This window comes from Mycobacterium sp. NGS33, from assembly GCF_059812885.1.
This window is the reverse complement of record NZ_JCALDN010000001.1, coordinates 518395-541257: the sequence shown is the minus strand read 5'-3', so window position 1 is coordinate 541257 and position 22863 is coordinate 518395. Positions and strand designations below refer to the sequence as shown.

The 22863-nt window shown below is 67.4% G+C and carries 24 protein-coding genes; 15 read left to right on the top strand and 9 right to left on the bottom strand.

Annotated features, from left to right (window positions below):
* Window positions 1–123: 123 nt before the first annotated feature.
* Window positions 124–810: a TetR/AcrR family transcriptional regulator gene (locus tag AC5Y5B_RS02360; protein ID WP_430917863.1), complete on the bottom strand. Its 687-nt coding sequence runs from the start codon at window positions 808–810 to the stop codon at window positions 124–126.
* A gap of 167 nt (window positions 811–977) precedes the next feature.
* On the opposite strand from AC5Y5B_RS02360, the gene AC5Y5B_RS02355 reads away from it, so the two are divergent.
* From AC5Y5B_RS02355 to deoC, 6 genes are all read left to right on the top strand, one after another.
* Window positions 978–2360 carry a DUF445 domain-containing protein gene (locus AC5Y5B_RS02355; protein WP_112631625.1) on the top strand — a complete coding sequence of 461 codons (1383 nt, stop codon included), beginning with the start codon at window positions 978–980 and terminating at the stop codon, window positions 2358–2360.
* A 93-nt stretch (window positions 2361–2453) separates the two neighbouring features.
* Window positions 2454–2870: a helix-turn-helix domain-containing protein gene (locus tag AC5Y5B_RS02350; protein WP_112631624.1), complete on the top strand. Its 417-nt coding sequence runs from the start codon at window positions 2454–2456 to the stop codon at window positions 2868–2870.
* Window positions 2871–3141: 271 nt separating this feature from the next.
* Window positions 3142–3756 carry a heparin-binding hemagglutinin HbhA gene (gene hbhA, locus AC5Y5B_RS02345; RefSeq protein ID WP_112631733.1) on the top strand — a complete coding sequence of 205 codons (615 nt, stop codon included), beginning with the start codon at window positions 3142–3144 and terminating at the stop codon, window positions 3754–3756.
* 87 nt (window positions 3757–3843) lie between these two features.
* Window positions 3844–4131, top strand: coding sequence for a DUF2516 family protein (locus tag AC5Y5B_RS02340; protein ID WP_067103121.1), 288 nt, complete (start codon window positions 3844–3846; stop codon window positions 4129–4131).
* Between the two features lie 4 nt (window positions 4132–4135).
* Entirely contained in the window at window positions 4136–4576 is a 441-nt protein-coding gene (locus AC5Y5B_RS02335) for a DUF2599 domain-containing protein (protein ID WP_112631623.1), read from the top strand.
* Window positions 4576–5253: a deoxyribose-phosphate aldolase gene (gene deoC / locus AC5Y5B_RS02330; protein ID WP_112631622.1), complete on the top strand. Its 678-nt coding sequence runs from the start codon at window positions 4576–4578 to the stop codon at window positions 5251–5253. The genes AC5Y5B_RS02335 and deoC overlap by 1 nt, the downstream gene beginning before the upstream one ends.
* A 23-nt stretch (window positions 5254–5276) precedes the next feature.
* Here deoC and AC5Y5B_RS02325 read toward each other — a convergent pair whose 3' ends face one another.
* The 3 genes from AC5Y5B_RS02325 to AC5Y5B_RS02315 are packed head-to-tail and all read right to left on the bottom strand — an operon-like array spanning window position 5277 to window position 7710.
* Entirely contained in the window at window positions 5277–6320 is a 1044-nt protein-coding gene (locus tag AC5Y5B_RS02325; protein ID WP_205869019.1) for an LmeA family phospholipid-binding protein, read from the bottom strand.
* Window positions 6317–7150 (bottom strand): carbon-nitrogen hydrolase family protein, encoded by an 834-nt coding sequence (locus AC5Y5B_RS02320; RefSeq protein ID WP_112631621.1) that lies wholly within the window; start codon window positions 7148–7150, stop codon window positions 6317–6319. The genes AC5Y5B_RS02325 and AC5Y5B_RS02320 overlap by 4 nt, the downstream gene beginning before the upstream one ends.
* A gap of 35 nt (window positions 7151–7185) precedes the next feature.
* Window positions 7186–7710 (bottom strand): DUF2505 domain-containing protein, encoded by a 525-nt coding sequence (locus AC5Y5B_RS02315; RefSeq protein ID WP_112631620.1) that lies wholly within the window; start codon window positions 7708–7710, stop codon window positions 7186–7188.
* Between the two features lie 26 nt (window positions 7711–7736).
* On the opposite strand from AC5Y5B_RS02315, the gene AC5Y5B_RS02310 reads away from it, so the two are divergent.
* Window positions 7737–8843, top strand: a complete 1107-nt coding sequence (locus AC5Y5B_RS02310; protein WP_112631619.1) for a UDP-N-acetylmuramate dehydrogenase — start codon at window positions 7737–7739, stop codon at window positions 8841–8843.
* Between the two features lie 71 nt (window positions 8844–8914).
* Window positions 8915–10252, top strand: coding sequence for a L,D-transpeptidase (locus tag AC5Y5B_RS02305; RefSeq protein WP_112631618.1), 1338 nt, complete (start codon window positions 8915–8917; stop codon window positions 10250–10252).
* On the opposite strand, the gene AC5Y5B_RS02300 is transcribed toward AC5Y5B_RS02305, so the two are convergent.
* Window positions 10236–10985, bottom strand: a complete 750-nt coding sequence (locus AC5Y5B_RS02300; protein WP_112631617.1) for an SDR family oxidoreductase — start codon at window positions 10983–10985, stop codon at window positions 10236–10238. The genes AC5Y5B_RS02305 and AC5Y5B_RS02300 overlap by 17 nt on opposite strands.
* A gap of 236 nt (window positions 10986–11221) precedes the next feature.
* On the opposite strand from AC5Y5B_RS02300, the gene AC5Y5B_RS02295 reads away from it, so the two are divergent.
* From AC5Y5B_RS02295 to regX, 6 genes are all read left to right on the top strand, one after another.
* The gene (locus AC5Y5B_RS02295; protein ID WP_205869023.1) at window positions 11222–12499 is read left to right on the top strand and encodes an ROK family protein; all 1278 of its coding nucleotides are present in this window, start codon (window positions 11222–11224) and stop codon (window positions 12497–12499) included.
* A gap of 59 nt (window positions 12500–12558) precedes the next feature.
* A complete protein-coding gene (gene mshA / locus AC5Y5B_RS02290) occupies window positions 12559–13833 on the top strand; it encodes a D-inositol-3-phosphate glycosyltransferase (RefSeq protein ID WP_112631615.1) in 1275 nt (424 codons plus the stop codon).
* Window positions 13830–14339 carry a type III secretion system chaperone family protein gene (locus AC5Y5B_RS02285; protein ID WP_112631614.1) on the top strand — a complete coding sequence of 170 codons (510 nt, stop codon included), beginning with the start codon at window positions 13830–13832 and terminating at the stop codon, window positions 14337–14339. The genes mshA and AC5Y5B_RS02285 overlap by 4 nt, the downstream gene beginning before the upstream one ends.
* Window positions 14340–14435: 96 nt before the next feature.
* On the top strand, window positions 14436–15185 hold the full coding sequence (locus AC5Y5B_RS02280) for a phosphoglyceromutase (RefSeq protein ID WP_112631613.1): 750 nt from the start codon (window positions 14436–14438) through the stop codon (window positions 15183–15185).
* 154 nt (window positions 15186–15339) lie between these two features.
* Window positions 15340–16569, top strand: coding sequence for a sensor histidine kinase (locus AC5Y5B_RS02275; protein WP_112631612.1), 1230 nt, complete (start codon window positions 15340–15342; stop codon window positions 16567–16569).
* Window positions 16570–16618: 49 nt separating this feature from the next.
* Window positions 16619–17302: a two-component sensory transduction protein RegX gene (gene regX, locus AC5Y5B_RS02270; RefSeq protein ID WP_007768263.1), complete on the top strand. Its 684-nt coding sequence runs from the start codon at window positions 16619–16621 to the stop codon at window positions 17300–17302.
* Between the two features lie 21 nt (window positions 17303–17323).
* Here regX and AC5Y5B_RS02265 read toward each other — a convergent pair whose 3' ends face one another.
* From AC5Y5B_RS02265 to AC5Y5B_RS02255, 3 genes are read right to left on the bottom strand one after another with little or no spacing between them, the layout of a single operon-like run.
* Window positions 17324–18022 (bottom strand): TetR/AcrR family transcriptional regulator, encoded by a 699-nt coding sequence (locus tag AC5Y5B_RS02265; protein ID WP_112631611.1) that lies wholly within the window; start codon window positions 18020–18022, stop codon window positions 17324–17326.
* Window positions 18019–20892 (bottom strand): MMPL/RND family transporter, encoded by a 2874-nt coding sequence (locus tag AC5Y5B_RS02260; protein ID WP_112631610.1) that lies wholly within the window; start codon window positions 20890–20892, stop codon window positions 18019–18021. Before AC5Y5B_RS02260 ends, AC5Y5B_RS02265 begins: the two co-directional genes overlap by 4 nt.
* Entirely contained in the window at window positions 20889–21371 is a 483-nt protein-coding gene (locus AC5Y5B_RS02255) for an MmpS family transport accessory protein (RefSeq protein WP_112631731.1), read from the bottom strand. Before AC5Y5B_RS02255 ends, AC5Y5B_RS02260 begins: the two co-directional genes overlap by 4 nt.
* A 290-nt stretch (window positions 21372–21661) precedes the next feature.
* Between AC5Y5B_RS02255 and AC5Y5B_RS02250 the strand changes: the two genes are divergently transcribed.
* A complete protein-coding gene (locus AC5Y5B_RS02250) occupies window positions 21662–21892 on the top strand; it encodes a hypothetical protein (protein WP_112631609.1) in 231 nt (76 codons plus the stop codon).
* Window positions 21893–21960: 68 nt separating this feature from the next.
* Here the strand turns inward: AC5Y5B_RS02250 and AC5Y5B_RS02245 are convergent, their stop codons facing one another.
* Complete coding sequence (locus AC5Y5B_RS02245) at window positions 21961–22755, bottom strand: DUF3109 family protein (RefSeq protein ID WP_112631608.1); 795 nt, start codon at window positions 22753–22755, stop codon at window positions 21961–21963.
* Window positions 22756–22863: the final 108 nt, after the last annotated feature.

Here is a 22863-nt window from a genome sequence, read left to right as displayed (position 1 = left end):
GTCCCCCGACGCTCCCCTGCATGCTAATACCTGCGACGGTGCAAGTCGCCATGCCAAGGCGCGTCCTACCCTCACACGGAACGGCCGTAATCCCCAAACGGTCTGGCCGCTGCCCGCGCCTCGTTAGGGGCCGGACCCACCCTCGAGCCCGCGGGGCGGCACGATCGGCGACGGGTGGGGCTCCTCGCGGAACTTTTGCAGCGATCCGCCGACCTCGACGATTCCCTTGAGGGCGTTCCAGCTCAGCATGGTCAGATAGTCGATCAACTCGTCGCGGCTCATCCGCGGGTTGGACATCCAGGAGTGGGTGGCCAGTTGCACCCCGCCGACGATCAGATACGCCCATGGTTCCGCGCCGCCGGTGTCCATCCCGGCTTGTTGCATCCGGCGGCGCATCATCACCGCGAGCATGCGGGCGATGATGCGCTCGGAGTCGGCGAGGACCTTGCTCTTGCTGGCCGAGCTGTTGGCCATCACGAATCGGTACGGCTCGGGTTCGTTCGCGACGGTTTCGACGTACACGCGGATGATCTCGCGCGCCAGGTCGAAGCCGTCGAGGTTGGACGTCAGCGCCGCGGCCATGTTCGGAATCAGGGTGGTCTGGGTGAACCGCATCATCACGGCCGTCGTCAGGTCGTTCTTGTCGACGAAATAGCGGTACAGCACCGTCTTGGAGACCCCGATCTCGGCGGCGATCTCATCCATGCTCAGTGCGCCACCCAGTCGGCGAATCGCGTCGATCGTGCCGTCGACCAGTTCGTTACGACGCTCCACTTTGTGTTGATGCCAGCGCCGCTTGCGCCCGTCCATTTTGACGCTCGCAGCCGTGAATTGCTCTGTCACTGTCGCCGATTTCCCATTCCCTAGACGCCCCCGATCTTACGGCGTGAGGGGTCCGGTTTCTTGCCTGGCCGGGCGTCGGTGAGACGTCGCGAACAGTGTCGTCACACCAATTCGCGGGAAAGATAGATGATGGAGTGGTGGCACATCGAGCCTCGGTGCGAGGCGAAGCGTCCGGCCCGCCGGCGGCGAGGCCCGATTCGGCGACGCCGTTGACCGCCGCGCACCCCGGCCGCGCATCGTTGGCCGAATCCTTCGCCGGCGCCGATCCCGAGGCCGACGCGCAGCGCAGGGTGGCGTTGCGCCGGATGAAGATGGTGGCACTGAGTTTTCTGATCGGTGCCACCGGCGTGTTCCTCGCCTGCCGGTGGGCCCAGGCGCACGCCAGCCCGGGGGCCTGGGTGGGATACGCCGGCGCCGCCGCCGAGGCCGGGATGGTGGGCGCCCTGGCGGACTGGTTCGCGGTGACCGCGCTGTTCCGGCACCCGCTGGGCATTCCCATCCCGCACACCGCGATCATCAAACGCAAGAAGGACCAGCTGGGCGAGGGTCTGGGCACCTTTGTGCGGGAGAACTTCCTGTCGCCGGAGGTGGTGGAAACCAAGCTGCGCGACGCCCAGGTGTCCGGCAGGCTGGGGAAGTGGCTCTCGGAGGCCGCCCACGCCGAGCGGGTGGCCAGCGAGACGGCCACGGTGCTGCGGGTGCTCGTCGAACTGCTCCGCGACGAGGACGTCCAGCAGGTGATCGACCGGATGATCGTGCGCCGCATCGCCGAGCCGCAGTGGGGCCCGCCGGTCGGGCGCGTGCTGGCGACGCTGCTCGCCGAGCACCGGCAGGAGGCGCTGATCCAGCTGCTGGCCGACCGGGCCTTTCAGTGGTCGCTGAAGGCCGGCGAGGTCATCCAGCGGGTGGTCGAGCGCGACTCACCTACCTGGTCGCCGCGCTTCGTCGACCACCTCGTCGGCGACCGCATCCACCGCGAGCTGATGGACTTCACCGACAAGGTGCGCCGCAACCCCGACCACGAATTGCGCCGCTCGGCCACCCGCTTCTTGTTCGACTTCGCCGACGACCTGCAGCATGACCCGGACACCATCGCCCGCGCCGACGCGATCAAAGAGCAGCTGATGGCGCGCGACGAGATCGCCAACGCCGCGGCGACCGCGTGGAAGACGCTGAAACGGCTGGTGCTCGAGGGTGTGGACGACCCGTCGAGCACCCTGCGCACGCGGATCGCCGACACCGTCGTGCGCATCGGGGAATCGCTGCGCGACGACGCGGACCTGCGCGACAAGGTCGACAACTGGCTGGTCCGGGCGGCTCAGCATCTGGTCTCGCAGTATGGGGTGGAGATCACAGCGATCATCACCGACACGATCGAGCGTTGGGACGCCGAGGAGGCCAGCCGGCGCATCGAATTGCACGTGGGCCGTGACCTGCAATTTATCCGGATCAACGGGACCGTCGTGGGGTCGCTGGCGGGTTTGGCGATCTATGCCGTCGCGCAGCTCCTGATCTAGCGGATTTTCTAGCAGTGCTAACAAGTGCTTGCAATAGCAAGCACTTGTAGTAATCTGGTCCGCGTCAAGATCAGTCACGACCAGGAGCACGCCATGACACCCGAGGAGAAGCTCTCCGCCAAGGTGTCCAACGCTGCCTCCGACATGGCCTCCGACATCGGCAGTTTCATCCGTAGCCAGCGTGAACTCGCGCAGGTGTCGGTGCGCCAGCTCGCCGAAAAGTCCGGGGTCAGCAATCCCTATCTGAGCCAGGTGGAGCGTGGGTTGCGTAAGCCCTCCGCCGATGTCCTGAACCAGATCGCGAAGGCCCTCCGGGTTTCCGCCGAGGTTCTCTATGTGCGCGCCGGGATTCTCGAGCCCAGCGACAAAAGTCAGGTGCGGGACGCGATCGTCACCGACACTGCGATCACCGAGCGCCAAAAGCAAATTCTGCTCGACATCTATTCATCGTTCACCCAGCAAAACGAATCGATCCCAGAGGAGTGTCCGACCGAATCCGACTGCGAGTGACCCTCCCGCTTGACCCGGCACCGTAACCAACTGCGCTGGGGTTTTGCGCCACAAAGCGGGCGTGCCACATCGCGGTAGCGAGTTGGTGATGTATAGACGACCGGCCGTCGCGGTTACCCCAAGGAAAGGACCTTCGGGTTCCAGCTGAGTTGCGGAACGACCCACCCCACACTGGCGGCCCCAGTTGCGAAGGAGACGTTTGCACCTAACTTCTCGACCAGACAGCTAATAACACCGAATAACGCCGATAGAAGCAATGAAAGGAAAGACCATGGCGGAAAACACGAACATCGAAGACTTGCGGGCCCCGCTGCTCGCTGCGCTGGGCGCGGCCGACCTGGCCCTGGCCACCGTCAACGACCTGATCGCCGGCCTGCGGGAGCGCGCCGAAGAGACCCGCGCCGAAACCCGGACCCGGGTCGAGGAGCGTCGCGCTCGCCTGACCAAGCTGCAGGAGGACCTGCCCGACCAGTTCACCGAGCTGCGCGACAAGTTCACCACCGAGGAGCTGCGCAAGGCGGCCGAGGGCTACCTGGAGGCCGCGACCAGCCGGTACAACGAGCTCGTCGAGCGCGGCGAGGCGGCCCTGCAGCGGCTGCGTAGCCAGACCGCCTTCGAGGACGCGTCCGCGCGCGCCGAGGGCTACGTGGACCAGGCCGTCGAGCTGACGCAGGAAGCGCTCGGCACCGTCGCCTCGCAGACCCGCGCGGTCGGCGAGCGCGCCGCCAAGCTGGTCGGCATCGAGCTGCCCGGCAAGACCGAAGCAGCCACCAAGAAGGCTCAGAAGGCCGTCAACGCGCCGGCCAAGAAGGCCCCCGCCAAGAAGGCTCCGGCCAAGAAGGCTCCGGCCAAGAAGGCCGCCGCCAAGAAGGTCACCCAGAAGTAAGCACGACACTTCACGACGTTCGGCTCCGAGTCACCTCCGGGTGGCTCGGAGTCGACGTTTTGGCGGGTGCCCGCATACGCTTAAGGCGTGAGCCACCTCGTGGGAACCGTCATGTTGGTCTTGCAGATCGCCGTCTTGGTCACGGCGATCTATGCATTCGTGCATGCCGCGCTGCAACGACCCGACGCCTATACCGCCGCCGAGAAGCTGACCAAGCCGGTGTGGTTACTGATCCTGGGAGGGGCCGTCGCCCTGACATCCATCTTGGGTTTCGTGTTCGGCGTGCTCGGCATGGCGATCGCGGCCTGTGCCGCCGGTGTGTACCTGGTCGACGTGCGGCCCAAACTGCTTGAGATTCAAGGTAAGTCGCGCTAGCGGAATGAAGGTCCTGCTGACGGCGCCGGTCGCGGTGCTCGTCGCTTTGCGCTGCCCGATGCCGCCCGCCGTTGCCGCGCCCGATCCGGGCAGCGGCGCGGTGGACCCGCCCGCCGCGGCCCCGCCCTATATCGACCACACCCAGTGGGCGCAGTGGCAGGGCCGCAGCAGCCTGCGGGTGTTCCCGTCGCCGGCCGGGCGGGCCGCCTCGAGAATTCCCGCGACCACGGCCCTGGCCGACGAGGCCTGGGGCGAGGTGCTGGCCGCCTCCCCGGACGCCGACAGCCCCGGCATGCGCGCGCAGTTCCTGTGCCACTGGCAGTTCGCCGAACTCGCCCAGCCCGGCAAGCTCAGCTGGAACCTGGAGCCGTGGCGCCCGGTCGTCGACGACGCCGAGATGGTCGCCTCCGGCTGCAATCCCGGCGGTCCGGAAGAATCCTTCTGATGGCAACCCAACCGAGCCGAGCGCAGTTGGCGGCGTGCGTCGACCACACGCTGCTCAAACCGGAAGCAACCGACGCCGACGTGGCAGCCCTGGTCGCCGAAGCGGCCGAATGGGGCGTCTATGCGGTATGCGTCTCGCCCTCGATGGTTCCCGCCGCGGTGCGAGCCGGCACCGGCGTGCGGGTGGCCAGCGTCGCGGGTTTTCCCTCGGGTAAGCATCTGCCGGCGGTGAAGGCGCACGAGGCCGCCGTGGCCGTCGCGTCCGGTGCCACCGAAATCGACATGGTCATCGACGTGGGGGCGGCGCTGTCCGGCGACATCGATGCGGTGCGCTCGGACGTCCAGGCCGTGCGCGGCGCCATCGGCGGCGCGGTGCTCAAGGTGATCGTCGAGTCGGCGGCGCTGCTGGCCCTCGCCGACGAGCCCACCCTGGCGCGGGTGTGCCGCGCGGCCGAAGACGGCGGCGCCGACTTCGTCAAGACCTCGACCGGGTTTCATCCGGCGGGCGGCGCATCCGTGCGCGCGGTCGCCCTGATGGCCGAGACCGTCGGTGGACGCCTCGGGGTGAAGGCCAGCGGCGGCATCCGCTCCGCCGCGGACGCGCTCGCGATGCTGGACGCCGGCGCCACCCGGCTGGGGCTGTCGGGCACCCGGGCAGTGCTCGACGGCCTGGGCTGAACCGTCCGGCTAGGCGCTCGCCGTCACAGGTTGGCGAAGCAGGGATCGTTGTCGTTGCCGGTGGGAATGGTGGCGTTGCGCGTCGAGAAGTGGCTTGTCACACCGGTATCGGTGACCTGCACGCTGTCGGCGTGGATCCCAAGCGGGTAGTTCTTGGTCAGGTTCGAGGTGAAGTCGTCCAGCGTCGACTGCACGGACTCCTTGGGCATCGTGAAACCGAGCGCGTTGAAACTGACGATCTGCAGCTGCAACCCGGTGCCCGACACCACCGGCTTGGCCGTGATGTTGTCCAACATGCCCTTCAGCTCGACCGTCCCGTCGGCGGGGTGCGTGGTCACGGTGTTGGTGACGAACGGGCCCAGAACCGGGATGGCGTTCTGGACCGACTGCTTGATGCCGTCGGTGGTCCAGCTGATGGTGGCGTCCAGGGCGCCGATGGTGCCCTTCGAGTTGCCGTTGTCCTTGAGGCGAACGTCGTTGATGTTGATTGAGAGCTTCATGCCCTTGGCATCGCGAATGTTGTTGCCGGCCGTCTGCACCGAGATGTTGGTGTAGTGCTTGGTGGCCTGTTGCCACAGCATCAGGGGCGTCACCCCGAAGGACGCGGTCGCCTGGTCCTTGACCTCGCAGGCCACCGCCTGGGCGACCTTGGTGTCCGCGACGTGGCGCACGTAGAGCTCGGCCCCGATGAGCGCGGCGATGATCAGCGCGAACACGATGACGAAGATCAGCAGGACGGAGACGGGGTCCCGGCCGAAGCGGCGCTTCTTCTTTCCCGGCGTCGCGTCGTCGCCGGGTTGGGCGGCCAGCCGCTCGGTCGGACCGGCGGGCGGCGTCGGCGGGGGCGGGTAGCCGGGCTGCTGCATGTTCGGCTGCGGGGTGCCGAACCGCTCGGTCTGACCCGGCGGGGGACCGGGAGCGGGCGGCGGCGGCGGAACGTGTCCCGGGCCGCCGGTGCTGATCCGCTCGGTCGGCCGCTCGGTGGGCGGCTGGCCGAAGGGTCCCTGGTGGGAGGGACGGGCCCACTTCGACGGGTCCGGGTTCGGTGGTCCTTGTGGGTTCGTCACCCGACCGATTCTGCCCTATCAACCTGAGCAAAGTCCGAGCGGTTGCGCAGGACTGCGATGCTCTTGCGGGCCTCGGTGACCCGGTCGACGTCGACGTCGGCCACCACCAGCTGCGGTTGCGACCCGGCCGACGCGACCACGTCACCGAAGGGGGAGACCACCAGGCTGCCGCCCACTCCGGTCGGTGCCCCCGACCCGGATCCGTCGGCGTCACCGGGATCCGCCTGGCCGGCCGCCGCGATGTAGCTCATCGAATCGAGCGCGCGGGCGCGGGCCAGCAGCGTCCACTGGTCGAGTTTGCCGGGACCGGCGCCCCAGGACGCGCACACGGCGATCACCTGGGCGCCGCGGCGGGCCAGCTCGGTGTAGAGCGCCGGGAAACGAATGTCGTAGCAGACGGTCAGCCCGACGCGAACGCCGTCGACCGTGATCACCACCGGATCGTGTCCCGGCGCGACCGTGCGCGATTCGGTGAAGCCGAAGGCGTCGTAGAGGTGGATCTTGTCGTAGTGGGCGTCCGGTTGGCCGGGATCGTCCGTGCCGGCCGCGATCAGCGTGTTCTTCACCCGCCCGTCGCCGGACGGGGTGAACATGCCGGCGACGACGGTGATGCCGGCGGCGGCCGCGATGCGGCGCACCCCATCGGCCCAGGGCCCGTCGACGGGCTCGGCGACCGGCCCCAGCGGTACTCCGAACCGGCACATGGTCGCCTCGGGAAACACCACCAGCTTCGCGCCGGCGTCGGCCGCCCGGCGGCTGTATTCGTCGACCAGCTGCAGGTTTGCCGCCGGGTCGGTTCCGCTGAGGATCTGCGCCAAGGCGATTCGCATGAGCGCCAGCTTAGGCCCGGCGACCGTCGAAGGCCTCAGGCCGTTTTGGCGATCCACTCCGTGGTGAAGCGCTGTTCGGCGGCGACCAGTTCGGCCAGCCGGGCGCCGATGATGTTCTCCAACTTGCCGCCGATGATCGGGACACGCACCTGGACGGTGGCGCGGAAGGTCAGCCGGGCGCCGCCGGTCTCTGCGAGGGGCTCGAGGACCGCGGTGCCGGCGAGGTTCACCGGCGCATCCACGATCGAACCCACCACCGATCCCGTCGCCGCCCCGCCGGTGACCGGCCCCCACGTCTCCTGGCGCCGAATGCGCAGGTCACCGGCGTGCAGCTGGGTGACCATGCCCGGCAGCTTGTCGCTGCGGATCACCTGCAGCGTCACGACCTCGACGGTGTCCTCGTCCCCGGACTCGCCGCCGACCCGCATCGACTCCAGCGTGGCGACGTCGACGCCGGACCCGGCCAGCCTGGCCCGCCAGTACTCCTCATCGGTGAAGGCGCGATGAACCTCGTCAACACTGCCGTCGTAATCGGCCGACAAGTCGAATGAACGCGGCATAGCAGGTCAGGCTACCGTTACGGGCCATGAAATCCAGCGGTGCCGGTTCGGAGTTCGCCGGCGCGGCGGTGGCCTACGCGGCGCCACTGGCGCCACTGACCACCCTGCGGGTCGGGCCGACCGCGCGCCGCCTGATCACCTGCACCACCAGCGAGCAGGTGATCGCCTCGTTGCGCCGGTTGGACGCCGAAACCGCTGGGGGGCAACGCGATCCGGTGCTGGTGTTCGCCGGTGGCTCCAACCTGGTGATCTCCGACGCCCTGACCGACCTGACCGCGGTGCGGCTGGCCAATGACGGCATCACCGTCGAGGGCCACCTGGTCCGCGCCCAGGCGGGTGCGGTGTGGGACGACGTCGTGGTCACCGCGATCGAGCACGGCCTCGGCGGGCTGGAATGCCTGTCCGGCATCCCCGGCTCGGCCGGGGCCACCCCGGTGCAGAACGTCGGGGCCTACGGCGCCGAGGTCTCCGACACCATCACCCGCGTCCGGGTGCTCGATCGCGCCAGCGGCGAGGTGCGCTGGGTGCGGGGCGGCGAGCTGGGGTTCGGCTACCGCACCAGTGTGTTCAAACGCGGCGGCGCCAGCGGACTCGACATCCCTTCCGTCGTACTGGAAGTCGAGTTCGCGCTGGACGCGTCCGGGCGCAGCGCGCCGTTGCGCTACGGCGAGCTGGCCGCGGAGTTGAACGTGGCCGGCGGCGAGCGCGCCGACCCGCGGGCCGTCCGCGACGCGGTGCTGGCCCTGCGGGCCCGCAAGGGCATGGTGCTCGACCCGGCCGATCACGACACCTGGAGCGTGGGCTCGTTCTTCACCAACCCGGTGGTCGCGCCGGACGCCTACGAGCGGCTGGCCGCCGCCGTCGACGGGCCGGTGCCGCACTACCCCGCCCCCGATGGCGTCAAGCTGGCCGCCGGCTGGCTGGTGGAGCGGGCGGGATTCGGCAAGGGCTACCCGGACGAGGCAACCGCCCGGTGCCGGCTGTCCACCAAGCACGCGCTGGCGCTGACCAACCGCGGCGGCGCCGGCTCGGAGGACGTGATTGCGCTGGCCCGGACCATCCGCGACGGCGTGCAGGCTGTGTTTGGCATCACATTGGTCCCCGAGCCCGTCCTGCTCGGCTGCAGGCTGTAGCCGCTAATTTCGCCGACGCGTGCCCGACCCCGTTTTGTCGTGGCCGGGCTGGCCGATTTTCCCCGGTATCTTTGATTTTCGTGACCCCGTCCAGCGCCCCGCGGCCGTTCAACCGGCGTGCGGCTTTGGCGACCCTGGGGCTGGGGGTGTTCGCCCCCAACGTGTTGGCCGCCTGCGGCGGCACGACGGCGAAGCAGGCCGAGAAGAAGGAACAGCCGGCACCGCAGCTCAAGTACCAGCCGGCCAATGCGACCGAGAACGTGGTGCCCATCGCCCCGGTCAGCGTCGAGGTGCGCGACGGCTGGTTCCAGCACGTCAGTCTGTCGAACTCGGCGGGCAAGGCCGTAGCCGGCGCCTTCAACTCCGACCGCACCGTCTACACGACCTCCGAGCCGCTGGGCTACGACCAGACCTACACGTGGAGCGGCTCGGCCGTTGGGCACGACGGCAAGGCGATCCCGGTGGCCGGCAAGTTCACCACGGTGTCTCCCACCAAGAAGATCGGCGGCGCCTTCCAGCTCGCCGACGGGCAGACCGTGGGGGTCGCGGCGCCGATCATCATCCAGTTCGACGCGCCGATCACCGACAAGGCCGCCGTCGAACGGGCGCTGACCGTCACCACGAACCCGCCCGTCGAGGGCAGCTGGGCCTGGCTGCCCGACGAGGCGGCCGGGGCGCGCGCACACTGGCGCACCCGCGAGTACTACCCGGCGGGCGCCACCGTCAATGTCGAGGCCAAGCTGTACGGCCTGCCGTTCGGCGACAGCGCCTATGGGGCCGAGGACATCTCGCTGAACATCCAGATCGGCCGGCGGCAGGTCGTCAAGGCCGAGGTCTCGTCGCACCGCATCCAGGTGATCCGCGACGAGGGCGTGGTCATGGACTTCCCGTGCAGCTACGGCGAAGCCGACAAGGCGCGCAACGTCACCCGCAACGGCATCCACGTGGTCAGCGAGAAGTACGCCGACTTCTACATGTCCAACCCGGCCGCCGGCTACAGCCACGTCCACGAGCGCTGGGCGGTCCGGATCTCCAACAACGGCGAGTTCATCCACGCCAACCCGGCGAGTGCGGGCGCCCAGGGCAACACCAACGTCACCAACGGTTGCATCAACCTGTCGACGGGCGACGCCGAGCAGTACTTCCAGTCCGCGATGTACGGCGACCCGGTCGAGGTCACCGGCAGCACGATTCAGCTGTCCTACTCCGACGGCGACATCTGGGACTGGGCCGTGGACTGGGACACCTGGGTGGCCATGTCGGCGCTGCCGCCACCGACCGCGCGCCCGCCGTCAACCCAGATCCCGGTCACCGCGCCGGTCACGCCGTCCAACGCGCCGACCCTGTCGGGCACTCCGACCACGTCGACGTCACCGGCCGACACCGGCCCCGCTACCCCTGGCGGTTAAACCGGGAGGTCGTGGCCTGGTCGCGTGGCTTCATCACGATCAGGTCCAGATCGACGTGCGACGGCCGCGAGGCGACGAATCCGATCACCTCGGCCACGTCGTCGGCCACCAGCGGGGTGATGCCGGTGTAGACGGCCTCCGCGCGCTGTTGGTCGCCGTCGAAGCGGACCAACGAGAATTCCGTCTCGACCGCGCCCGGGGCGATCTCGGTCAGCCGGACCGGCTTGCCCAATAGCTCGCCGCGCAGCGTGCGGTGCAGTGCTCCCTGGCCGTGTTTGGCGGCCGTGTATCCGGCGCCGCCGTCGTAAACCTCAAGGGCCGCAACGGAAGTGACGGTGACGATCAGGCCGTCGCCGGAGTCGATCAGCTTGGGCAACAGCGCACGGGTGACCCGCAGCGTGCCGATGACGTTGGTCTCCCACATCCATCGCCAGTGCTCGAGGTCGGCGTCGGCGACCGGCGCCAGGCCCCGGGCGCCGCCGGCGTTGTTGACCAGGACATCGACCCGGTCCACTTTGCTCGCCAATGTTTCGACCGCCGCCTCGTCTGTGACGTCGGCCACAATCGCGGTACCGCCGATTTCACTGGCCAGGGCCTGAATCCGGTCTTCTCGCCGCGCCACCGCGACGACGTGAAAGCCCTGCGCAGCCAGGATTCGGGCGGTTGCTGCACCGATCCCCGAGCTGGCCCCGGTGATTACTGCGACGCGTTCATTCCTGCCAGTTTTAACCATCGAAACAACCTTAATGAACGTGCTAGATTTTTCCTGTGCTCCTCAGCGCCCTGTCCAACACCACCAACACCGCGTGTCTGTGCGCGGCGGGTGTGTGTTGTTGCTGCGCACTCTGCCGCTCCTGACCCAGCCAGGTGTGGCCGAGACGGCCAGCAAAGTTCGGACAACTAAGGACACTCGTGAGCACGAATACCCTCAGCCATACCCATCATTCGGCCGGCCGCGCCGTCGGGCACCTGCCGGGCCACAAGGGCCCCCGCGCGGTGCGGCGGCAGATCGTGCCGCCGGCGCTGAACATCCCCGACTCGGCGGCGGCCTCCGTCTTCCGCGCCGTCCGCCTGCGGGGCCCGGTCGGCCGCGACGTGATCGCCGGCGTCACCTCGCTGAGCATCGCCACGGTCAACCGCCAGGTCATCGCGCTTCTGGAAGCCGGCTTGCTGCGGGAACGCGCCGACCTGGCCGTGTCCGGCGCGATCGGCCGCCCGCGGGTGCCGGTGGAGGTCAACCACGAGCCGTTCGTGACGCTGGGCATCCACATCGGTGCCCGGACCACCAGCATCGTGGCCACCGACCTGTTCGGGCGCACCCTCGACACGGTCGAGACCCCGACACCGCGTAACCCCGCCGGGCCCGCCCTGGCCACGCTGGCCGACAGCGCCCGCCGCTACCTGCGGCGCTGGCATCGCCGGCGGCCGCTGTGGGTGGGGGTCGCCATCGGTGGCACCGTCGACGGCGCCACCGGCCAGGTCGACCACCCACGGCTGGGCTGGCGGCAGGCCCCCGTCGGGCAGGTGCTGGCCGATGCGCTCGGCCTGCCGGTGTCGGTGGCCTCACACGTCGACGCCATGGCCGGCGCCGAGTTGCTGCTGGGCATGCGGCGGTTCCTGCCGAGCTCGCCGACCAGCTTGTACGTCTACGCCCGCGAGACCGTGGGCTACGCGTTGGTGATCGGCGGGCGGGTGCACGTGCCGGCCAGCGGCCCGGGCACCATCGCGACCCTGCCGGCGCAGTCCGAATTGCTCGGCGGCACCGGCCAGTTGGAGTCCACCGTCAGCGACGAAGCCGTCGTGGCCACGGCACGTCAGCAGCGCATCCTGCCGTTCGCCCCGACCCACCGCGCCAGCGGATCGGCCGCCGGCATCGCGGATCTGCTGCGGGTGGCCCGAGCCGGCAACCAGCAGGCCAAGGACCTGCTCGCCGAGCGGGGACGCGTGCTCGGCGAGGCCGTGGCGTTGCTGCGCGACATGCTCAACCCCGACGAACTGGTGGTCGGCGGCCAGGCTTTCACCGAGTATCCCGAGGCGATGGCGCAGGTGGAGGCGGCGTTCCTGGAACGCTCCGTGCTCGGACCCCGCGACATCCGCCTCACCGCCTTCGGCAACCGGGTGCAGGAGGCCGGCGCGGGAACGGTCTCGCTGTCCGGGCTGTACGCCGACCCGCTGGGCGCGATGCGGCGCGCCGGGGCGCTGGACACCCGGCTGCGCGAGGTGGCCGGCGACGAGTCCTCCGCCTGACGCGACGGGTGTCCGGCGCGCGTGGGCTGGCCGGCGAACCATCCTGTAAAGATGACAGGGTGCGCCACGATGACGTTTTCCGGCTGAACGAACCGCGCCGGGTCGCAGTGTTGGCGGTCCACACCTCACCATTGGCCCAGCCCGGTACCGGCGACGCCGGTGGCATGAACGTCTACGTGCTGCAGACCGCGCGGCACCTGGCGCGCCGGGGCATCGAGGTGGAGATCTTCACGCGGGCGACCGCCTCCGCCGACCCGCCGGTCGCGCGGGTGGCACCCGGGGTGCTGGTGCGCAACGTGGTGGCGGGCCCCTTCGAGGGCCTGGACAAATACGACCTGCCCACCCAGCTGTGCGCGTTCGCGGCCGGGGTGTTGCGCGCCGAGGCGTCGCACGAGCCGGGCTATTACGACATCGTGCATTCGCACTACTGGCTGTCCGGGCAGGTCGGCTGGCTGGCGCGCGACCGTTGGGCGGTGCCGCTGGTGCACACCGCGCACACCCTGGCCGCGGTCAAGAACGCGGCGCTGGCGCAGGGGGATTCGCCCGAACCGCCGCTGCGCACCGTCGGCGAGCAACAGGTCGTCGACGAGTCGGACCGGTTGATCGTCAACACCGATGACGAAGCCAGGCAGTTGATCTCGATTCACCACGCCGACCCGCCCCGGATCGACGTCGTCCATCCCGGGGTGGACCTCGATGTGTTCCGCCCGGGCGACCGCAGGGCCGCCCGGGCCGCGTTGGGGCTGCCGCTCGAAGACGACATCGTCGCGTTCGTCGGCCGGATCCAGCCGCTCAAGGCGCCCGACATCGTGTTGCGCGCGGCCGCGAAACTGCCCGGGGTGCGCATCGTGGTGGCCGGCGGGCCCTCCGGTAGCGGCCTGGCCTCCCCGGACGGATTGGTCCGCCTGGCCGACGAACTCGGCATCACCGACCGGGTCACGTTCCTGCCGCCACAGTCGCGCCCGAATCTGGCCACGTTGTTCCAGGCCGCCAATCTGGTTGCGGTGCCGAGTTATTCGGAGTCGTTCGGTCTGGTCGCCCTCGAGGCGCAGGCCTGTGGGACGCCGGTGGCGGCCGCCGCGGTCGGTGGGCTGCCGGTGGCCGTGCGCGACGGCGTGACCGGCACTCTGGTGGCGGGCCACGACGTCGGGCAGTGGGCGGACGCGCTGGGCCGGCTGCTGGCTTTGCCCGCTCCGCAGGCCGATGCCATGGGCCGGGCGGCCGCCGCGCATGCGGCCACGTTCTCCTGGGATCACACCACCGACGCGCTGTTGGCCAGCTATCGGCGCGCGATACGCGAGTACACCACCGAGCGCCGCGGGGTGGGAGCATGAGCCCAGCGGTGACCCAGGTGATCGAGGATGCCCTGCAGGCCAGCGGGCTGAACTACTCGAAACATGCTGGGGCACATGGCGGTCTGCCAGGCCTGGTGGTGGAGCTGCCCGGCGAGCGCAAGCTCAAGACGAACACCATCCTCAGCGTGGGCGAGCATTCCGTGCGGGTCGAGGCCTTCGTGTGCCGCAAGCCCGACGAGAACCACGAAGGCGTCTACCGCTTCATGCTCAAGCGCAACCGGCGCCTCTACGGCGTGGCCTACACGCTCGACAATGTCGGGGACATCTATCTAGTGGGGCGCATGTCGCTGGCGTCGGTGGACGCCGACGAGCTCGACCGGGTGCTCGGGCAGGTGCTCGAAGCGGTGGATTCGGACTTCAATACGTTGCTGGAGTTGGGCTTTCGCTCGTCGATCCAGAAAGAGTGGGACTGGCGGGTGTCGCGCGGTGAGTCGCTGAAGAACCTGGAGGCGTTCGCCCACTTGATCGACGACGATTCGGACTAGCTCCGCGAGCGTTACTCTGACGTGACGCTCGGCGGTCAGCGTCACTCTGGCGTGACACTCGCGACGCCTTAGCCACCCCGTGAGAGACTGACCGGCATGGGTGACACCGCCACGCTGGTACTGCTTCGCCACGGCGAAAGCGAATGGAACTCGCTGAACCTCTTCACCGGTTGGGTCGACGTCGGCCTCACCGAAAAGGGCCGGACCGAGGCCGTGCGCAGCGGCGAGCTGCTGATCGAGAACAACCTGCTGCCCGACATCCTCTACACGTCGCTGCTGCGCCGAGCCATCTCGACCGCGCACCTGGCGCAGGACGCCGCCGACCGGCTCTGGATTCCGGTGCGGCGCACCTGGCGGCTCAACGAGCGCCATTACGGGGCGCTGCAGGGGCTGGACAAGGCCGAGACGAAGGCCCGCTACGGCGACGAGCAGTTCATGGCCTGGCGGCGCAGCTACGACACGCCGCCCCCGCCCATCGAGAAGGGCAGCACCTACAGCCAGGACACCGATCCGCGCTACGCCGACATCGGTGGCGGGCCGCTCACCGAGTGCCTGGCCGACGTGGTCGTGCGCTTCCTGCCGTATTACACCGACGTCATCGTCCCGGACCTGCGCAGCGGCAAGACGGTGCTGATCGTGGCGCACGGCAACTCGCTGCGGGCCCTGGTCAAGCACCTCGATCAGGTGTCCGACGACGAGATCGCCGGGTTGAACATCCCCACCGGCATCCCGCTGCGCTACGACCTGGACGCTGACCTGCGGCCCGTCGTTCCTGGGGGCACCTATCTGGACCCGGAGGCCGCCGCCGCGGGCGCCGCCGCCGTTGCCAGCCAGGGTCAGGCCTGACCCCGGCGCGCACGCGCCGTTGGGCGAGATAAAGGCGATTTAGCCAAACATCGCGTGAACGGGAGCGGAACACCTGTTGCGCAGGGTGTGACTTGTCCGATTTTGGCCTCGTTGCGCTAGGGCAGCGTTCAGGAAGATTTGTAGGATTTGCTATGTGACTGTGTTCTCGGCGCTGTTGCTGGCCGGGGTTTTGTCCGCGCTGACGTTGGCCGCGGGTGTTTTGGTCGGGACCCGGCTATCACCGCGGGCGGTACAACGCCGCCAGCGCGTCGGCATCGAATGGACCGGGATCACCGTCGCGCAGATGCTGCAACGCATCGTGGCCCTGATGCCGCTGGGGGCGGCGGTGGTGGACGCCCATCGCGACGTCGTCTACCTCAACGAACGGGCCAAGGAACTGGGGCTGGTGCGCGACCGTCAGCTCGATGACCAGGCCTGGGAGGCGGCGCAGCAGGCGCTGACCGGCGTCGACGTCGAATTCGACCTGCAGCCGGCGAAACGGTCGGGTGGCCGGTCGGGGCTCTCGGTGCACGGCCAGGCGCGGTTGCTCAGCGAAGAAGACCGCCGGTTCGCCGTGGTCTTCGCCCACGATCAGTCCGATTACGCGCGGATGGAGGCGACCCGGCGGGACTTCGTGGCCAACGTCAGCCACGAGCTCAAGACCCCGGTGGGCGCCATGGCCCTGCTCGCCGAGGCCCTGCTGGCGTCGTCCGACGACTCCGAAACCGTGCGGCGGTTCGCCGAGAAGGTGCTCGTCGAGGCCAACCGGCTCGGCGACATGGTCGCCGAACTGATCGAGCTGTCCCGGCTACAGGGCGCCGAGCGGCTGCCCAACGTCATCGAGGTCGACGTCGACAAGGTTGTCAGCGAAGCGATTTCGCGGCACAAGGTGGGGGCCGACAACGCCGACATCGAGGTTCGCACGGACGCGCCCAGCGGTTTGCGGGTGCTGGGCGACGAGACTCTGTTGGTCACCGCCTTGGCCAACCTGGTGTCCAACGCCATCGCCTATTCGCCGCCGGGTTCGCCGGTGTCGATCAGCCGCCGTCGCCGCGGCGAGAACATCGAGATCGCGGTGACCGACCGCGGCATCGGGATCGCCCTGGAAGACCAGGAACGGGTTTTCGAGCGGTTCTTCCGTGGGGACAAGGCCCGCTCGCGCGCCACCGGTGGCAGCGGGCTGGGCCTGGCCATCGTCAAACACGTGGCGGCCAACCACAACGGCAGCATCGGCGTGTGGAGCAAGCCGGGAACCGGATCGACGTTCACTTTGTCCATTCCGGCGGCAAAGGCGTCTCATCAAGACGATGGTGAATCCGAGCAGTCGCAGGGCCGCGACGTGCGGCCCAACCGCTCACAACGAAAGGAAGAACTAAGTCGATGACCCGCGCGCATGACGATGCAGAGCGTAGCGATGAGGAGGAATCGCGCCGATGACCAGTGTGCTGATCGTGGAGGACGAGGAGTCGCTGGCCGATCCGCTGGCGTTCCTACTCCGCAAGGAAGGCTTCGAGGCCACCGTGGTGACCGACGGTTCGGCCGCGCTCGCCGAGTTCGACCGGGGCGGCGCCGACATCGTGCTGCTCGACCTGATGCTGCCCGGGATGTCCGGCACCGACGTCTGCAAGCAGCTACGTGCGCGGTCCAGCGTGCCGGTGATCATGGTGACCGCTCGCGACAGTGAGATCGACAAGGTCGTCGGCCTCGAGCTCGGCGCCGACGACTATGTGACCAAGCCGTATTCGGCGCGTGAGCTGATCGCGCGCATCCGCGCGGTGTTGCGCCGCGGCGGTGACGACGATTCGGAGATCAGCGACGGTGTGCTCGAGTCCGGCCCGGTGCGGATGGACGTCGAACGCCATGTGGTCTCGGTCAACGGTGACACGATCACGTTGCCGCTCAAGGAGTTTGACCTCCTCGAGTATCTGATGCGCAACAGCGGCCGGGTGCTGACCCGCGGACAGCTGATCGACCGGGTGTGGGGTGCCGACTACGTCGGCGACACCAAGACCCTCGACGTCCACGTCAAGCGGCTGCGGTCCAAGATCGAGGCCGACCCGGCCAACCCGGTGCACCTGGTGACGGTGCGCGGGCTGGGCTACAAGCTCGAAGGCTAGCCCGACGGCAGCGCCGGCGAGTTATTGGTGATCAGGGCCAGCAGTGGACGGGCAGGTGACCGCCGGCAGCACAAGCGTATTGATGACCTGCCGGACGAAATTGGCGTCGACGGCCTGTCCGCCCACGGCCCGTAGCACGCCCATCGCCACGATCACATCGGCGACAAGTAACCAATCGCGGTCGCCGGGTATCTCGCCGCGCTCGGCAGCTTGGGCGAAAATGGCTGACATCACCCGGCGGCCTTTGAAGAGAATCAAATCGTCGAGCGCAGAAGCCAGATCGGGATCCTGAGCAGCTTCCAACGCGACGCGCAGGATCAGGTCATTGGAGATCAGACCGTCGTCGTTGCGGGCTGCGCGCTCGGCGATCACCTCCAGGTCACCCGACAGGCTGCCGGTATCGGGCGGGTCGTCGTCCAATAGATCCGGTCGCCAATAGACCAACGCGTCGGTGATCAGTGCCGTTTTGGATGACCAGCGGCGATAGATGGCGGCTTTACCGACACCGGCCCGTGCGGCGATGTCGTTCATGTTGGTGGCGTCGTAGCCGTGTTCGACGATCATTTCCAAGGCCGCGTCGAGGATTGCGGGATCACGCGACCGGTCCAGGCGCCCGTCGGTACGTTGGCGCAGTTTGGACTGGGATTCGGCCAGGCATTCGGGTCGACCGGCGGTCGACGACGGTGTCGACAGCCGGCCAGACGTTCGGGTGGCATTCATGTGGTTGCGACCTGCGGGATTGGCGCGGTGCTGTCGTCGGAATGCCGTCCAAGACGCGTCCTCTGCACAATTTTGAAGGTGTTCAGCGGCCACCAGAACCAGCGGCCGAGTGCCGCGGCGATCGATGGGGTCATGAACGCACGCACGATCAGCGTGTCGACGATCAGGCCGATGCCGATGGTCATACCCAGTTGGCCGATGACGCGCAGGTCGCTGACGATCATCGACATCATGGTGAACGCGAACACCATCCCAGCCGCGGTGACGACGCGTCCGGTTGCCCCCATGCCGCGGACGATGCCGGTGTTGAGTCCTGCGTGTATCTCCTCTTTGAGGCGCGAGACCACGAGCAGGTTGTAGTCCGAGCCGACCGCCAGCAGGATCACTATGGAGAGCGGGATCACGATCCATTGGACGCCTAAGCCCAGGATGTCCTGCCACAGCAGCACGGACAGCCCGCATGCGGTGCCCAGCGACGCGGCCACCGTGCCGACGATCACCAGTGCTGCGACCAGACTGCGGGTGATAACCAACATGATCGCGAAGATCAGGATCATCGACGCGATGACAGCGATCATCAGGTCGGTTTTGACGCTGTCCTGCATATCGGCGTACATCGATGCGGTGCCGGCAAGGGACACCTTTGCATTGGACAGTGGGGTGTTCTTGATGGCGTCCGCGACGACACCTTTGAGGTCCCGGACGTGGGCGATGCCCTCGGTGGAGGCGGGGTCGCCCTGGTGCGTGATGATGAAGCGGACAGCTTTGCCGTCGGGCGATACGAACATCTTGAGGCCACGGTTGAAATCTGGGTTCTGGAACACATCCGGTGGCAGGTAGAAGAAGTCGTCGTTCTTGGCCTGGTCGAAGTACAGGCCGATCTCGGTCGCGCCCTTGGCCAGTTCCTGTTGCTGGGCCTGGGTGCCGGCCATGGTGCTGTGGGTCGCGATCATGAAGTCGCGCATTTTTGCCATCGAGCTGATGGTGTTCTGCAGCACCGGCAACATCTGCGGCAGCAAATGATCCAAACGATCCAAATCGGTTGTGAGGCCTTGTATTTGGTCGGCGAGTGCGTCGATCCCGTCCAGTGTGTCAAACACCGACCGCAGTGACCAGCAGATCGGGATGTCATAACAGTGCTTTTCCCAATAGAAGTAGCTGCGCAGCGGACGGAAGAAATCCTCGAAATCGGCGATGTTATTGCGCAATTCATTGGTGGTGTCCACCATCTCGTGCGTGCGGCCGACCATGCTGTGCGTGGTTTCGGTCATCTCCTTGGTGATGGTGTACATGCGTTCCATGTTGGCGATCGTCCTGCTCATCTCGTCCGCCTGCTCGAGCATTTGAGCCGAGTTGTCGTTGTTGAATTTCGCGGACTGCAGGGTGCCGGCGTTTTGCGCACCGAGCATGAACGGGATCGAACTGTGCTCGATCGGCGAACCCAGTGGGCGGGTGATGGTCTGCACCCGATCGATGCCCCGCATGTGTGCCACGTTCTTGGCGACCCGGTCGATGACGAGCATGTCCGCGGGATCGCGCAGGTCGTGGTCGGCCTGCAGCATCAACAATTCCGGGTTCATCCGAGCCTGGGAGAAGTGCCGGTCCGCGACGCCCATGGCGAGGTTGGCCGGCATGTTGGCGGGAGTGAACTTCTGGTCGTTGTACTGCGGCACATAGGTCAGCAGGCTGACGAAACCGATGATGGCGACCATGGTGGTCACAAAAATGATGGGGATCGGCCACCGAACGACAGCGGTGCCCACCTTGCGCCAGCCCCGTGCCGAGAGGTCACGTTTGGCGTCGAGCAACCCGAATTTGGACCCCACCGTGAGCATCGCCGGCGCCAGCGTCAGCGCCGCGGCGATGATCACCAAGACCGAAATCGCGCAAGGCAAACCCATGGTGTTGAAATACGGCAGCGTGGTGAAGCTCAGGCACATGGTGGCGCCGGCAATCGTCAAGCCGGAACCCAGAATGACGTGCGAGACACCGTGATAGGACACATAGAACGCGGTTTCGCGATCTAGGCCCTTTGATCTTTCCTCTTGATATCGGCCCAGCAGGAAGATCACATAATCCGTTCCGGCGGCCAGGGCCAGCATGGTTACCATGCTCACCGCGTACGGGGTCAAGCCGATGATTTTCAGGTAACCCGCTGTGGCGGTAACCCCCTGCGCGGCAAAGAGTTCCAGGCCGATGATGACCATGGACACCAGCATCGTCGCGACCGAGCGGTAAATGGCGAGCAGCATCACGATGATGACGGCGACCGACACCAACTCCATCGTCGCCATGCTTTGATGCCCGGCGACGCTGGTATCGGCGTTGAGAACGCTGTTGCCGGCGACGTGGGCCTTGATGCCCGGCGGCGCCGGCACCGAAGCGACGATCTGACGAACAGCGGCTACCGACTCATGGCTCTCACTAGTGCCCTGTGAGCCGTTGAGGAAGATCTGCACGTACGCGGACTTCCCGTCCACACTCTGCGAGCCCGCCGCGGTCAACGGATCACTCCAGAAATCCTGAACGTTCTGCACATGCTGGTGATCGGCCTTCAGCTTGGCGACGATCTCGTCGTAGAACTTGTGCGCGGAATCGCCGAGCTTGTCCTTGCCCTCGAGCACGACCATCGCCGAAGAATCCGAGTCGTACTGCTGAAAGACCTTGCCGATGTTCAGCATCGACCGGTAGGACGGCGCATTGGTCGGACTCATGGGCACCGACCGGCTAGCCGCGACCTCATCGAGGGAGGGGACCAGCATGCCCAGGCCGATCGCCACGAGCACCCAGAACACGATGATCGGCAGCGAGAAGGTCCGGACCATCCGCCCCAAGAACGGGCGATGGGGCTTCGATTGCTGGATGCTCATACGGATTTCACCAAGCAGTAGATGAACGGTTTAACCAAATCGGTGCTGGCCCGGTCGTCGCGCACGTCACCGTCGACCGTGACCCGGCATCGAAGGCCGCTGACGTTTCGGTCACCCTGAGCCATGATGTTGGCCGACATCGACGGCAGCGTCGTCACGATCGTGAATGACCAAGGCAGCGGCGTGTTTTCGACGAGATGGGGTTGACCGTTCTCATCGAGGTAGTTGAGGTTCGCGGTGCCACCGGACCCGGTGATCTCGTACGTTATGTGCTTCGGGTTGAAGTTCGCGGTAATCCCAGACCCCTCCGCTGACTTCGGCGCTCGCGGTCCTCCGAACCCGTGAATCCGCAGGATGGCGTAGGCGCCGAGCGCGGCCACGACCACAAGAAGCATCGGAATCCAGAAGCGCTTCACCAGCCGGTAAACCACTGCATGCCCCCTGCCCCCTTCGCTTCGTTCATTCAAGACACCTGGCATCGAGTCGCCGCGCGTCCGCCACAACGGAACCCGGGTTCCCTGACGAGATCGTAAAAAACCTACCCCATAACGGACGGACGCCACGCCAACGCGGGGGGCACGACATCACCCACGCCGGCCACGGCTGCCTCAAGCGGCGCGATGGGTACGCCGAGGTTCTACGACCGGCCTGCCCGCGAGAGGTTGTCGAAGGCCCCATACGTGCGTTAACCGCCGCCGTCGGCGCAGAGCGCAACGTTCCGGGCGCCGCTGTGATTCAGGTCACCGGAGGGGTATGTTGTGAGTGACTCATGGATTGGGGGCTGCCAATGATCCGAAGGCAGAACCGTGCGGCGATCGCCGGTCCGTCTCCCGCCGCGGGATCATTGATCACCGCTCACCGGCTGTGGGTAAGCCTGCTTTTGCTGCTCTTCATAGCGGGGGTCAGCTCCACCTTTGTGGCCGCGGCTCTCGGGCAGGTGCTCATGGCCATGATCATCGGCCTCATCACCGGCGCGTTCTTCGCCGGCATGGCCAGCTGACCGACCCAGGACGGTCAGGCGTACGGCAGTTCCACGGCTTACCGGCGATGATCGTGAAATGTGCGGGGCTACTCGGCGATGCGGGTGGCCGGGTGCACCGCGATGAGCCCTAACTTGCTGCGGCGCTTGCACATTGCGGCCAGCTCCGAATAGGCCTTGGCGCCCAGCAACTCGGTGAGCTCGTCGGCCAGGCTTTCCCACACCTGCTTGGCGCCGACGTGGGCGGCCGGGTCGCCGGTGCAGTACCAGTGCAGGTCGGCGCCACCGGAACCCCAACCGCGGCGGTCGTATTCGGTGACCCAGGTCTTGAGGATCTCGGTGCCGTCGGGCCGGGTCACCCATTCCTGGCTGCGGCGGATCGGCAGCTGCCAGCAGACGTCGGGCTTCATGGTCAGCGGGGGCACGCCCAGCTTGAGGGCCTTGCTGTGCAGCGCGCAGCCGACACCGCCCGGAAAACCCGGCCGGTTCAAGAAGATGCACGCGTCCTTGTGCTTGCGGGTGCGGTACTGCGGTTGGCCGTCATGCTCGTCGAGCTCCAGATAACCCTTGCGGCCCAAACCTTTTTCGCGGAACTGCCAGTCGGCGTCGGTCAGCTTCTGCACCGCGTCGTCCAGGCGGGCGCGGTCGTCATCGTCGGACAGGAACGCACCGTGCGAGCAGCACCCGTCGTCCGGGCGGCCCTCCACGGTGCCCCGGCACGCCGGAGTGCCGAACACACACGTCCACCGGGAGAGCAGCCAGGTCAGGTCCGCCGCGATCAGGTGTTCGGGGTTGTCGGGGTCGTAGAACTCCACCCATTCGCGGGCGAAATCCAGCTCGACCTCTTGTCCCGGCGCGGGGTGCGAATTCGCCACGCGGTCCACGTTAGACCACGATTCGGGCGATCCGAGCCGCTGACACTCGGGCCCCGTATGGCCGTGATCACGGTGGGTTAACCGGGTCGCGCAAAGCACCGCTTCGAAGGCTTCGTT